Raw genomic sequence first — 12,832 nt, 5'->3', positions numbered from 1 at the left:
TACTTTTGGGTAACGCTCAAACAATACTGTATGCGGCTTTTTGCCCTGATACTGGCCTTTACCTGCTGTATTGCCTCTGTGGCGCAAGGCCAATCGGTGGCGCCCGTTACCTATCGCAACCTGGTGATGGAAGGCGGCGGCATTCGGGGCATTGCCTACGGAGGCGCGCTGGCGGAGCTGGAAAAGCAAGGCGTGCTGGCGGGTATTCAGCGGGTGGGCGGCACCTCGGCGGGAGCTATTCAGGCGGCTTTGCTGGCCGTGGGCTATTCGCCCCAGGAAATTATTGAGGTGGTAAATAACACGCCGGTGCAACGCCTCAACGATGGTCGCCTGATCTTTTTCGGGGGCAGCACGCGCCTGATCAAACAGTACGGCTGGTACCGCGGCGACCAGTTTACGAAGTACCTCAGCGACTTGGTAGCCCGCAAAACCGAGAACCCCGACCTCACCCTGGGGCAGCTTCATGCGCTGGCCCAGCAAGGCAAGGGCCGCGACCTGTACGTGACGGGCACCAACCTGACCACTCAGCGCACGGACGTATTCAGCTACGAAACCCACCCCAATTTGCGCGTAGCCGCCGCCGTGCGCATCAGCATGAGCATTCCGCTGTACTTCCGCGCCGTGCTGCTCGATGAGCAGGGCGAGGTAGTGCGCAAGCCGGCGAAAAATCAGAAGGTGAATGTGTTAGTAGATGGGGGCCTGCTGGCCAACTACCCGCTCGACCTGTTCGACCACGCTCGATATTTGCCCCCCAACACCACAGCGCTGGCCTCTGGGGGGCAAATTGTGAATCCCGAAACCCTGGGCATCCGCCTCGACCGCGCCGAGCAGATTGCCTTTGATACCCAGCCCGATGGCCGCCGCGAACTGGCTCCGTATGACATCAACGATTTCGGCAGCTATATGGGCGCCTTCTATACCTTGGCCATCGAAAACCTAAACCCCACGGCCGCCACCGACTGGCCCCGCACCGTTAGTATCAATACGCTGGGGTTCAATCCGAAAATCAAGCAAGTATCAGCGGCGCAAAAGCAGTCGTTGGTAGATAGCGGCCGACAGGGCGTGCAGGATTTCTTCGCGCGTACACAAGCCAAAAAATAACGAAAATTGCCCCCCACTCACCACTTCACAATTTCACCACCTCACCATATGTACACCACCCTCCAACCCGACCTCGAAAACCAGCTGGCCGAAATAAAAGCCAACGGCCTGTTCAAAAAAGAGCGCATTATTACCTCACCTCAGGGGGCCAAAATTGAAACCAACGAGGCCGGCGAAGTGCTGAACTTCTGCGCCAATAATTACCTGGGATTATCGTCGCACCCGGCGGTGATAGAGGCGGCTAAGGCGGCCATCGATTCACACGGCTACGGCATGTCGTCGGTGCGCTTTATCTGTGGTACTCAGGACATTCACAAGGAGCTGGAGCGCAAGCTGGCCGAGTTTCTGGGCACCAAGGATACGATTCTGTACGCGGCGGCTTTCGACGCCAACGGCGGCGTATTTGAGCCTTTGTTCAACGAGCAGGACGCCATCATTTCAGATGCCCTGAACCACGCCTCCATCATTGACGGGGTGCGCCTGTGCAAAGCCCAGCGCTACCGCTACACCCACAACGACATGGCAGACTTGGAAAAGCAGCTTCAGGACGCCACCGCCAAAGGCAGCCGCCACCGCATCATCGTTACGGATGGCTCCTTCAGCATGGACGGCACCATTGCCCGCCTCGACCAGATCTGCGACCTCGCCGACAAGTATCAGGCGTTGGTAATGGTAGACGAATGCCACTCCACGGGCTTTTTGGGCAAAACCGGCCGCGGCACCCACGAGCTGCGCGGCGTGATGGGCCGCGTGGACATCATCACCGGTACGCTGGGCAAAGCACTAGGCGGTGCTATGGGCGGCTTCACCACAGGTCGCAAGGAAATTATCGAAATGCTGCGGCAGCGCAGCCGTCCCTATCTGTTTTCCAACACCTTAGCTCCGGCCATCGTGGGCGCTTCCTTGCGCGTGCTGGAGCTACTGAATGAGAGCACGGAGCTGCGTGACCGGCTGGAAGAAAACACCAAGTATTTCCGCGAAAAAATGACCGCCGCTGGTTTCGACATCAAGCCCGGCGAGCATCCTATCGTGCCCGTAATGCTGTATGACGCCAAGCTGGCCCAGGAATTCGCGGCCAAAATGCTGGATAAGGGCATCTACGTTATTGGCTTCTACTACCCCGTAGTGCCTCAAGGTCAGGCGCGTATTCGAGTGCAGCTTTCCGCCGCCCACACCCGCGAGCATCTGGATAAGGCCATTGCGGCATTTATCGAAGTTGGCCGTGAACTGGGTACGCTAAAAGATCGAAGCGCTGCTCAGCCCGAAGCTGGACAGGTAGTAACGAACACACCTTAGTTCGTATTGATTGAGATAAAAAAGCCCCCCAGAGAGTATCTGAGGGGCTTTTTTATGCCTCTCATATGTAAAAAGTAGCTTTTGCCAGAAATAGAACAGCCTGATTTTGGCGGGTGATACTGCTGAGTATAGCCGAACGCCTGACGTTCTGCGTAAGTGACTGCTTAATCACTACTTGCAGTTCGCTTTTATGTCGGTATATCACATTTTCCTTGTCATGCTGGGCGTGGCCATTCTGGGCGTGGCTTGGCTGCCTTCTTTGCTGGAAAAATACCCGCTTTCCTATCCTATCCTGTTCATTGGACTGGGTATGGCTGCCTATACATTACCACTGGGTTTGCCGCCTGCCGACCCGTTTGAGCACCCAAAATTAGTAACGCATTTGTCGGAGCTATGTGTAATTGTGGCGCTGACCGGTACTGGTCTCAAAATAGACCGCCCGTTTTCGTTGGTCGCCTGGCGCACCCCACTTCGGCTGGTGCTGGTGCTGATGGTTATTACCATCGCGGGCATCACGCTGGCGGGCATCACGTTGGCTGGCTTGGCTTTGCCTTCGGCGGTGCTGCTAGCCGCCTGCCTTGCGCCCACCGATCCGGTGCTGGCCGGCGATGTACAGGTAGGTGACCCCGGCGAGGGCCGCGAAGACAACGTACGCTTTGCGCTTACCGGCGAAGCTGGCCTGAACGACGGCCTGGCGTTTCCCTTTGTTTATCTGGCGCTGGCGCTGCTCCCGGCAGCGTTGCCCTTATCAGCTCGTTTGATTGAATGGGCCTGGATGGATGTGCTGTACCGGATTGGGGCAGGTGTGATGCTAGGGTGGCTATCAGGTCTGTTTCTGTCTTACCTGATTTTCAACTTGCCCAAAAAAATCAGCTTAAAGTCGAGCGCGTATGGGTTTGTGGCCCTAGCGGTCACGCTTATTAGCTACGGCCTAACGGAACTGGTGCATGGCTACGGGTTTTTAGCCGTATTCGTGGCCGCTATTACGTTGCGTGGACGGGAGCGCAAGCATGAGTATCACAAGCAGATGCACGCCTTCACCGACCAGATGGAGCGCCTGCTGATCGTGGTTATTCTTATCCTGTTTGGCGGCGCCATCGCCGGCGGGTTGCTGGCGCCGCTCACTTGGCAAGGCATGCTGATCGGCTTGTTGCTGGTGCTGGTGCTGCGGCCTCTGGGGGGCTTATTAACCCTAATAGGATCCAGGCGAGTGAACATGGCCGAACGCAGCGTGATTTCCTTTTTTGGGATTCGGGGCATCGGCTCCATTTTTTATCTGGCCTATGCGCTGGATAAAGCTGAATTTCCTCAAGCGCGGCAGCTGTGGGCCATTCTAGCATTCACGATGCTGGTGTCCATTGGCTTGCACGGCGTGCTAGCAACGCCCATCATGAACTGGCTTGACCGTCGCCACGGCCGAAAAATAGCCGCCGAATTGAGTGAGTCCGAAGAAGCTGAGAAAGCCAAAGTAGCTACGGCTGAGTAAAAAGACTTCTTTACGCGGCTACTTCCGTCGCTGTCGATGCTGCTGATGTAGGAGCTTTTGCGGCCATATCAAACAGCATCTCATTCAGCTTGGCGCGCAAATCGGAGGAAGACAGGTTGCGGAATACCTCTCCGGCGCGCACCAGCGAAATCTGGCCGGTTTCCTCGCTTACTACCAGCACGATGCTGTCTGTCACTTCCGAGAGACCGATGGCGGCGCGGTGACGCAACCCCAGAGATGCCGGAACGTCAGGGTTTTCGCTGACGGGCAGAATGCAGCGCGCCGCCTTAATGCGGTTGTTGGCAATGATAACGGCGCCGTCGTGCAATGGGCTGGTTTTGTTGAAGATGCTCATCAGCAAGCGCTTGCTCACGGCGGCATCGATCAGGTCGCCGGACTCCGCGTAGAATTTTAGCTCCGAGGTCATAGTGAAGGCAATGAGGGCGCCGGTGTTCTTGCCCGCCAGGCTTTTGGCTGCTTCAACAAACGGCGTAATACTCATGCGCTCAGCGGTTTGGTCGCGGCGCCAGGGAAATACGCGGACTCTATCGAAGGCCGTTGCTTTTCCGATAGTGAGCAGAAAGCGCCTGATTTCCTGCTGAAACAAAATAATGCCGGCCAGCACGCCCACACTCATAAATTGCCCCAGAATGCTGGTCAGCAGCTCCATACCGGCGGCTTTCACTACCAGATACAGCAGATAGATGGACATGAAGCCCAAAAAAACCTTCAGCGCCACGCTTCCCGTCAGCAGCTTATACAGCTGATAAAACAATACCGTGACCAGCAAGACGTCAATCACGTCTATCCAGCCTATGCGCAGGAAGCCGACGGAGAACGAGCCAATCACGAGGAGGAGGGGATGAAGGTTTGTTGCACGAGCCGCACTGTGTGGACGGCTTCCGCTACATCATGTACGCGCAATAAACGTGCGCCGTTGAGCAAAGCAATTGTATTAACGGCAATTGTACCGGTAAGTGCAGTCTCGGGAGTGAGACCCAGGGGTTTGTATACCAGTGACTTGCGTGAAAGCCCAGCCAGGACCGGCAGACCCAGCAGCGCCAGCTCAGGCAAGCGACGTAGTAGCTCATGGCTTTGAACTGGCGTTTTGGCAAAGCCAAAACCAGGGTCGAGAATTACATCCGTCACGCCGGAGGCATAGAGCGCGGCCAGCTTGTCGCGGAAATAGCGCACGAGTTCCGTTACGAGGTCGCCCTCGTAGTGGGTTTGCTGCGCCATATTCTGAGGCGTGCCGCGCATGTGCATCAGCACATAGGGCACACCCAGCCGCCCAGCCGTAGCAAACATATCGGCATCGAGCGTGCCGCCGCTTACATCATTGATGATGTCGGTGCCGATGGCTATTGCTTCGGCGGCAACGCTGGCCCGGAAGGTATCGACGGATAAAAAGGCTTCTGGAAAAGCCCCCCGTACGGCCTCCAGCGCAGGTAGTACGCGGGCTTTTTCTTCTTCAGCCGAAATATCCTCAGCCCCCGGCCTGGTAGAATAGCCCCCCAGATCGAGAATGGCCGCGCCCGCTTGCAGCATCGCTTCGGCCCGCCGTAGCAGGTCGTCGGTGCTGGCGATGCGGTTGCCGGCGTAAAAGGAATCAGGGGTCAGATTAAGAATGCCCATGACCTGCGCCCGGCGCAGATCCAATACGCGGCCGTCGCGGCAACGCAGGGTTTGCCTCGGGGAAAAACACGTATCTTTCGCGGCGGTCTGGAGCATGATAATCTAGGGTCTGAGCGCTTAGGGACTTGGTTTTGGGCAAAAAGCTGCATGGTTTCGGGCTTCTTTCAGCAGAAGTCAAAGCGAAACAAGCTTGCGCCACAATTGGCTCTAGTTCTCACCGCCAGCCTACCTTCCAGGTGCCCACGTTTCCACGATCCGAAGTTCCTTAAATCTATAGTGAAAATCTTGCAAACCCAAACCCAGCAGGAGTACGATCAGGTTATTGAGCAGTGCCGGGCGCTGTTTCTGGCCAAAACCCACGATTATGGCACCGCCTGGCGCATTCTGCGCCTGCCCTCCGTTACGGATCAGCTGTATATCAAGGCCCAGCGCATTCGCTCCATTCAGGAAAAAGGCACCCAGCTGGTAGCTGATGGCGTGAACGAGGAGTTCATTGCCATCATCAACTACTGCGTCATTGCCCTGATGCAGCTGCACCTGCCCGCCGACTCGCCCCAGGATTTGCCCCCCACGGAAGTAGCCGCCGCTTACGACCGTGAAATACAAGCCAACCGAGATTTACTGTTCGCCAAAAATCACGACTACGGTGAAGCCTGGCGGCAAATGCGCGTGCCCAGCATCACCGATATTATTCTGATGAAGCTGCATCGCACCAAGCAGATTGAGGATCTGGAGGGCAAAACCTACGTGTCGGAAGGCGTGGAGGCGAACTACCGCGATATGCTGAACTACGCCGTATTTGCTCTGATAAAGCTGGAAGGGGAGAAGTAGCGCGCAGCAGAAGCTTCCGGCCACTTTCCCGACCTTTTTGTTTGCGTATGGGGTTTTAACTCCCAACTTAGTAACCTCTACCTAGCCTCTTAGCGCCTTGAAGTCTGCCAGATACATCCAATTCATGAAACTTATCACGCATATCTGCTGGGTGCTGCTCGGCGCGGTTTTTATTTTTTCGGGATTAATAAAGCTCAACGACCCCGTAGGCATGGGGCTCAAACTGGAGGAATATTTCGAGGTATTTGCCGAGGATTTCGGCTCCTTCTTTCTGGTTTTTAAAGGCTTCGCGCGCACGATGGCCATTCTGCTCAGCTCGCTGGAAGTGGTGCTGGGCGTGTCGTTGCTGCTGCGCTGGCACCTGCGCAAAACGCTGCTCACGCTGCTGGCCTTGCTCGTGTTTTTTGGCTTCCTGACGTTCTATTCTGCCGCCTTCAACAAGGTAACCGACTGCGGCTGCTTCGGCGATTTTATCAAGCTAACACCCTGGCAGTCTTTCTTCAAAGACCTGTTTTTGTTGGGTTTATGGGCGGTGGTGTTCTTCAATCAGCGCTTCCTGCGGCGCGTATTTGCCAAGGGCACGTTGGGCGTAATGTATATCACGGTGGCCTCGGCGGTGGCTATTGGTATTGGCGTGCGGGCCCTCGGGCACTTGCCGTATTTCGATTTTCTGCCCTATAAAGTCGGCAACGACATCGGGGCCCTGATGAAACCGCAGGAGCAGGCGCGCTACAAGTACGTGCTGGAGCGCAACGGCCAGACCCAGGAGTTCGACCAATATCCGACCGACACGACCTGGAAGTACAAGAGCATGGAGGTGCAGAATCCCGAAGCTTCCCGGCCCATTATCACCGACTTCGCCATCTTCGACGCCGACGGCAAAGACCACACAAAGGAAATATTGACGGGCAACAAGCTGCTGCTCATCGTGCAGAATACCAATAAGTCGGACCGCGACCGGTACGACCTAATTAACGCGCTGATTGCCAAAGCACCTACGTTGCCGAATAAGCTCACGCCGATCGTCGTTACCAGCAGCAGCCCCGCCGATTTCGATGCCTTCCGTCACGATGTAAATCTGGCCGCGCCCGTGTATTACGCCGATGCTACCGTGCTGAAGTCCATGATCCGCTCCGATCCGGGTATTATGATTCTGCAGAATGGCGTGGTGAAAGGCAAGTATCACTACCACGACATCCCCGATCAGGAAACCGTCGATCATCTGTTGTAGAACTGTTTTTCTTTCGTCATGCAGAGCGCCGCGAAGCATCTCGCGTGCTGATGTAAGAGTGGTAATCCTACTACCGCTAGCGAGATGCTTCGCTACTGCTTTGCATGACGTTCAGCAGCAGCACAACTCCCTTTTTGCCCCCCAACCTATGTTTTCTTTTGTACTGCGCCGTTTAGGACAAGGTGTGCTGATACTGGCCGGCGTAGCGCTCACCGTTTTTTTCCTGTTCGCGGTATTGCCCGGCGACCCGGTAGCCCTGCTGGCTGGCCAGCGCTCCGACGTAGCCACCCGCGCTGCCATTGCCGCTGACCTCGGCCTCGATAAGCCGCTGCCCACGCAGTTGGTCGGTTACCTCAACGATGTGTCGCCTTTGGGACTGCACCCGCGCGACTCGGCGGGCGTGGCCAAATACGGTGGCACGGCGCTGCTGCCGCTGGGGGGCAAAAATGCGCTGGTACTCAAAACGCCTTACCTGCGCCGCTCTTTCCAAAGCAACAAAGACGTGCTGAGCATCCTGCTCGATCACTTCACGGGCACACTGTGGTTGGCGCTGGCCGCCATGCTGATTGCGGCCGTGTTCGGTATTCTGTTTGGCGTGATAGCCGCCGTGCGCCCTCATTCCTGGCTCGATCGGGCGCTCATTACCACCTCGGTGCTGGGTATTTCGGTGCCTTCGTTTGTGGCCGGTATTCTCATCGCCATGACGTTTGGCTTTTACTGGAGCCATTGGACGGGCCTCAACCTAACCGGTCAGCTCTACGAAACCGATCCGTTTACGGGTCGCCACCTGGTGCTGCGCAATTTGCTGCTGCCGGCCTTTGCCCTCGGTATTCGCCCCCTGGCCGTTATTACCCAGCTTACGCGCTCCTCTATGCTCGATGTGTTGAGCCAGGATTACATTCGGACGGCGCGGGCGAAGGGCCTTTCCAGCTACCAGACTATCGTGGGCCACGCGCTCAAAAACGCGCTCAATCCGGTTATTACGGCCGTATCGGGGTGGTTGGCTTCGCTGATGGCGGGGGCCTTTTTTATTGAATATATCTTCAACTGGAAAGGCCTGGGCACGGTAACATTGCGTGCCGTTGAAAACCTTGATTTCCCGGTGGTTATGGGCGCTACCATCTTTATCGCCTTTCTTTTCGTCGTCATCAACATCGTTGTCGATGTGCTGTACGCCGTGCTCGATCCGCGCGTGCGCCTTTCCTAGCGGATGCAGTGAGGGCTGGGGGCAAAATATGCCTGCTCGCAAGCCGTTAAAGGTGGAGAAGTATTTCGATAGAGGAAGAATCTAATAATCACTATGATAGCAGACGATAGCCTTTATTTGATCGGGATGCCGGGCGCGGGCAAAACAACGCTTGGCCTGGCCCTGGCTACGCGCCTGGAAATGCCCTTTCGTGATCTGGATGAGGAGATTGTAGCCCACGAAAAGCGCAGTATTCTCGAAATCTTCGCAACCGACGGGCAGGATTACTTCCGTGAAGTGGAAGCAGCCGTATTGCGGACGTTGATAACCAGCCAGCCCCGCATGGTGCTGGCCACAGGTGGAGGCACGCCCTGCTTTCACCAGAACATGGACCTGCTGCTCGCAACAGGCATTCCGCTGTATTTGGCCGTGCCGGTGCCCGAGCTGTTGCAGCGGCTCCGTCGTAACCTTAGTCGCCGCCCACTCCTGACGGATATTCCCGATGAAAAGGCATTAACGGCCCATATAAGTGAAACCTTAGCACTTCGCCAACGGTTTTACGACCGCGCGCCTTTGCGCTGCGAAGGGATCTGCACGGTGGAAGCGATATGGCATTTGCTCCATACCTACTACACCACAGGCTAGTCAGTTGGCGCTTTGCCAGCCTGCAGTGCTTTATTTGCGCTGTGGTTTGTACTTTTGCTCTGTATAAGAAGCTTATTTGTATATGAATACCGTTCCCTCTCCCACACCTGATTTGCAGCCCACTCCGGCAAAAACGCCCGGCACTATTAAGCCTAAGCATAAAGGCTCAGCGCGGTTGTTTGAAAATCCGGTTCTGGAAAGACTTACGCATACCCATATTGCCCTGCCCGTTTCTATTTTCATGATTACGGCTTTGGGCAGCCTCTATTATGGGCTTACGCATGGCCTGATTGCCGGATTCTCGGCTTTCGGACTGTTTCTGCTAGGCTGGTTTATGTTCACTTTCGCGGAGTATGCTATGCACCGCTACCTGTATCATTTGCCGGCTACTACGCCTAAGCGCGCCAAGTTTCAGTACACCATGCACGGCGTACACCACGAGTTTCCCAAAGACAAATCGCGCTTAGCTATGCCGCCCATTGTGTCAGTTTTCGTGGCCTCGCTGCTTTTCTTCTTGTTTCGGTTCGTATTCGGCAATGCCGCTTTCGCCATTTTATCGGGCTTTATTTTTGGCTACGCGCTCTACTTGTTTGTGCACTACGCTATTCACGCCTACGCACCACCCAAGAATTTCCTGAAAGTATGGTGGCATCATCATGCGCAGCACCACTATCGGCAGGATGAAATTGCCTTTGGCGTGAGCACCACTATCTGGGACCATATCATCGGCACCATGCCCGACCAGAAAACCAATAAACAGCACAACTAATAGTTGCTGCCCAGCAAAAAAGCCCCCCAGACGTCGGTCTGGGGGGCTTTTTTTATGGAGCTTGCTATAACCTAGCGACGCATTTTCCGCACCAGAAATGCGATGAGCACTACCACGATAAACACGCCGATGAGGGCAGTCCAGGCGCCGGCTTTGAAAATATCACCGATGAGGTCGCAGCTGCTAAGCGAAAACGTGAGCAGTACGAGGAGGCCGAGGGGAAAAGGACGAAAAGTTTTCATAGGATGTCAGACAGAAGAGGAGGAAAGCCAGCACAAGACCAGACTGCCTGATGATACTGGCTTGGCTCATAAAAGGTTGAGAAGCCTTATTAAATGCAAGACTAGCGACCATCAGAATATAGTGGCAAAATCCTTGCGTTCAAGTCTGGTAGGCAGAAGCTACGGAACACGAATGCCTTACTGCTGCCTGTATATCTGCCAGATAAATAGGATTAACCGTCTATTTGCCTACTTTTCGTTTTCATTTTACTCAAAGCCTTTCCGTCGTGAAACTATCCTTCCTCTTTCTTAGCAGCTTACTTTATCTGCTGCTACCCATCAGGGGAGTAGCCCAGACCGGGAAAAGTGCTTCAAGTGTCCTGGTTTCGCGTCAGGTAACGAAGAGTCAGCCAACAACGACTCAAACACCAACAGCCACCCCTGCCGCAACGGATGTGAAGTCCGCTGAGGTTATCAAGCCCGCTGAGCCCGCTAACCTGACGGGTACAGTAGTGGATGAAACTGGCAAGGCTCTGGCTGGAGTCACGGTGAGCCTGGTAGGAGCGCCCCAAGAGTCCAGCATTACCAACTCGGCGGGGGGATTTCTGCTACGCTCTCTATTGCCTTCGCCCGTGCTGCGTGTGAGCTATGCCGGCTATGAGCAGCAGGAAGTAGCCACGAAAGGAGCAGCCCCGATGGCTATTCAGCTCAATAAGCTGCCGAACTACGAGCGGCAGCGCAAACAACGGGAGAAAGCGGCCGAAAAGGCCTATCGCAAACCCTAGCAGAAGGCTATCGGGTCCTCATGTCATTCAGAGTAACCCTGAGCGCTATCATCACCAAAGAGAAAGGCCAGTAACAGACTGTGTGTAGTCTATTACTGGCCTTTTTGGCGCTCCCTCCTGGGCTCGAACCAGGGACCCTCTGATTAACAGTCAGATGCTCTAACCGGCTGAGCTAAGGAAGCGGTTATGGCGACTTTATCAGTCGTTGCGGGTGCAATGTTAGGGCAAAGCTGTAAAAATCACAAATGCTTTCTGCTTTTTCTTTTAGCTAACTTCATTAATTGGTGATTGTCAGCAGATTACCGGAGATCGAAGTAGCGTACTGACGTAGTGGTCGGGGGGCGGGGCCACCGCGCGCCTGGCCTTGTAGCGTAAATTGCGAGCCGCAGCAGTCGTCAACCAGAAACAAGCGGGAAGCATCGACGCTCACTGTAGAACACCCCGAATCGTAGGGGCGATAAGGACAATTGCGCTCGAAAGCGAGGTAAGTGGTAGCATTCTGGCGCACGATGATAAGCCCACGCACGCCGCCGGGTATCTCCACCGCGCCGTTGTCGGTGCGCAGCTGCGGGTAGCGCTGATCCAGAACGCTTATACTTTCTATAAAGCTTACAAATGGAATAAGCGGCTCGGCACTGTTAGAGTCGCCACAGCCTCCGAAGCCGAGCACCAAAGTCAGCGCTAAGGCCAATAGGGTGCGCTGGGGGGCTTTTTTAGCGAGAGTAGTCATAGAATCCCTTACCCGTTTTGCGGCCATGATGGCCCGCATCTACTTTCTGCTGCTGAATGCGGCTGGGCCGAAACTTGGGGTCGTAATGGAATGCCTCGAACATCGCGCTGGTCACCGAGAAGTTGGTATCAACGCCAATCAAATCCATGAGCCGAAACGGGCCCATCCGAAAACCGGTAGCCTCCAGCAGCTCATCCACCACCTCAAACGGCGCTACCTGCTCCTCGACCAGCTTGAGACTCTCGACGTAAAAATGTCGGGCCACCCGATTCACGATAAAGCCTGGGGCATCGGCGGCACGCACGGGCTGCTTGCCAAGCTTTTCAGCCAGAGCCTGCACCGCATCGGCTACCGCTGGGGCCGTCGCCACGCCGCTGATTACCTCCACCAGCGCCATCAGGGGGGCCGGATTGAAGAAGTGCATCCCCACAACGCGCTCCGGGTGCGGAACTGCCGCCGCCAGCCGGGTTATCGGCAACGACGACGTATTGGAAGCCAGAATAGTCTGGGGGGCATTTTGGGCTGCCAGGTTTTGGAAAAGCTCATGCTTCACCGCAAGTTTCTCTACCACGGCCTCAATAATCAGATCGGCCTGCACAATGGCTAAGTCGGTGGTCGGGTGGAGGCGGGCCAGGGCTGCCTCCCGTTCTGCGGGGGGTATTTTTCCTTTCTCTACCAGCTTGCCTAAGCCAGCCGCAATAGCTACCTCTGCCTTCGCCAGAATATCAGCGTTCAGATCAAATAAGATGGTCGGGAAGCCGTGCTGCACGCAGAGCTGAGCAATGCCCAATCCCATTGTGCCCGCACCCACCACCGCTATTGTCCTGATCTGCTGCGGAACCGACTGCTCAGGAGCTATGGCGTTTTCGGAGGATGTAGTCATAGCTAATCAAGCAAAAAAAGGGAAGTGGTAGGC

At 55.5% G+C, this 12,832-nt stretch carries 14 protein-coding genes and 1 tRNA gene; 9 read left to right on the top strand and 6 right to left on the bottom strand.

Annotated features, from left to right (window positions below; translation table 11 throughout):
- Positions 1-30 precede the first annotated feature (30 nt).
- The 3 genes from IEW06_RS03965 (at position 31) to IEW06_RS03955 (ending at position 3,883) form a co-directional block, all read left to right on the top strand.
- Entirely contained in the window at positions 31-1,101 is a 1,071-nt protein-coding gene (locus IEW06_RS03965) for a patatin-like phospholipase family protein (protein WP_187733797.1), read from the top strand.
- Positions 1,102-1,149: 48 nt separating this feature from the next.
- The gene (gene kbl, locus IEW06_RS03960) at positions 1,150-2,397 is read left to right on the top strand and encodes a glycine C-acetyltransferase (RefSeq protein ID WP_187733798.1); all 1,248 of its coding nucleotides are present in this window, start codon (positions 1,150-1,152) and stop codon (positions 2,395-2,397) included.
- Positions 2,398-2,587: 190 nt separating this feature from the next.
- Entirely contained in the window at positions 2,588-3,883 is a 1,296-nt protein-coding gene (locus IEW06_RS03955; protein ID WP_187733799.1) for a cation:proton antiporter, read from the top strand.
- A gap of 10 nt (positions 3,884-3,893) precedes the next feature.
- Here IEW06_RS03955 and cdaA read toward each other — a convergent pair whose 3' ends face one another.
- On the bottom strand, positions 3,894-4,733 hold the full coding sequence (cdaA, locus tag IEW06_RS03950; protein ID WP_187733800.1) for a diadenylate cyclase CdaA: 840 nt from the start codon (positions 4,731-4,733) through the stop codon (positions 3,894-3,896).
- Positions 4,730-5,614 (bottom strand): dihydropteroate synthase, encoded by an 885-nt coding sequence (gene folP, locus IEW06_RS03945; RefSeq protein WP_187733801.1) that lies wholly within the window; start codon positions 5,612-5,614, stop codon positions 4,730-4,732. The genes cdaA and folP overlap by 4 nt, the downstream gene beginning before the upstream one ends.
- A gap of 189 nt (positions 5,615-5,803) precedes the next feature.
- Here folP and IEW06_RS03940 point away from each other — a divergent pair, with 189 nt between their 5' ends.
- The 5 genes from IEW06_RS03940 (at position 5,804) to IEW06_RS03920 (ending at position 10,180) form a co-directional block, all read left to right on the top strand.
- Positions 5,804-6,349 (top strand): DUF1599 domain-containing protein, encoded by a 546-nt coding sequence (locus IEW06_RS03940; protein ID WP_187734223.1) that lies wholly within the window; start codon positions 5,804-5,806, stop codon positions 6,347-6,349.
- A gap of 124 nt (positions 6,350-6,473) precedes the next feature.
- The gene (locus tag IEW06_RS03935; protein ID WP_187733802.1) at positions 6,474-7,580 is read left to right on the top strand and encodes a BT_3928 family protein; all 1,107 of its coding nucleotides are present in this window, start codon (positions 6,474-6,476) and stop codon (positions 7,578-7,580) included.
- 148 nt (positions 7,581-7,728) lie between these two features.
- The gene (locus tag IEW06_RS03930; RefSeq protein WP_188547489.1) at positions 7,729-8,787 is read left to right on the top strand and encodes an ABC transporter permease; all 1,059 of its coding nucleotides are present in this window, start codon (positions 7,729-7,731) and stop codon (positions 8,785-8,787) included.
- Positions 8,788-8,880: 93 nt separating this feature from the next.
- Positions 8,881-9,411, top strand: coding sequence for a shikimate kinase (locus IEW06_RS03925; protein ID WP_187733803.1), 531 nt, complete (start codon positions 8,881-8,883; stop codon positions 9,409-9,411).
- Positions 9,412-9,493: 82 nt separating this feature from the next.
- A complete protein-coding gene (locus IEW06_RS03920; RefSeq protein WP_187733804.1) occupies positions 9,494-10,180 on the top strand; it encodes a sterol desaturase family protein in 687 nt (228 codons plus the stop codon).
- Positions 10,181-10,251: 71 nt separating this feature from the next.
- On the opposite strand, the gene IEW06_RS03915 is transcribed toward IEW06_RS03920, so the two are convergent.
- Positions 10,252-10,422: a hypothetical protein gene (locus tag IEW06_RS03915; RefSeq protein WP_187733805.1), complete on the bottom strand. Its 171-nt coding sequence runs from the start codon at positions 10,420-10,422 to the stop codon at positions 10,252-10,254.
- 266 nt (positions 10,423-10,688) lie between these two features.
- Here IEW06_RS03915 and IEW06_RS03910 point away from each other — a divergent pair, with 266 nt between their 5' ends.
- Complete coding sequence (locus tag IEW06_RS03910) at positions 10,689-11,186, top strand: carboxypeptidase-like regulatory domain-containing protein (protein WP_187733806.1); 498 nt, start codon at positions 10,689-10,691, stop codon at positions 11,184-11,186.
- A 105-nt stretch (positions 11,187-11,291) separates the two neighbouring features.
- Here the strand turns inward: IEW06_RS03910 and IEW06_RS03905 are convergent.
- From IEW06_RS03905 to IEW06_RS03895, 3 genes are all read right to left on the bottom strand, one after another.
- Positions 11,292-11,368, bottom strand: a tRNA-Asn gene (locus tag IEW06_RS03905).
- Between the two features lie 95 nt (positions 11,369-11,463).
- Positions 11,464-11,916 carry a Rieske (2Fe-2S) protein gene (locus IEW06_RS03900; protein ID WP_188547487.1) on the bottom strand — a complete coding sequence of 151 codons (453 nt, stop codon included), beginning with the start codon at positions 11,914-11,916 and terminating at the stop codon, positions 11,464-11,466.
- Positions 11,900-12,799: a 3-hydroxyacyl-CoA dehydrogenase NAD-binding domain-containing protein gene (locus IEW06_RS03895; protein WP_188547485.1), complete on the bottom strand. Its 900-nt coding sequence runs from the start codon at positions 12,797-12,799 to the stop codon at positions 11,900-11,902. Before IEW06_RS03895 ends, IEW06_RS03900 begins: the two co-directional genes overlap by 17 nt.
- Positions 12,800-12,832 lie beyond the last annotated feature (33 nt).

Origin of the sequence: Hymenobacter qilianensis (genome assembly GCF_014638675.1) — a bacterium.
Lineage (GTDB): Bacteria > Bacteroidota > Bacteroidia > Cytophagales > Hymenobacteraceae > Hymenobacter > Hymenobacter qilianensis.
This window is presented reverse-complemented; position numbering and strand designations above follow the sequence as displayed.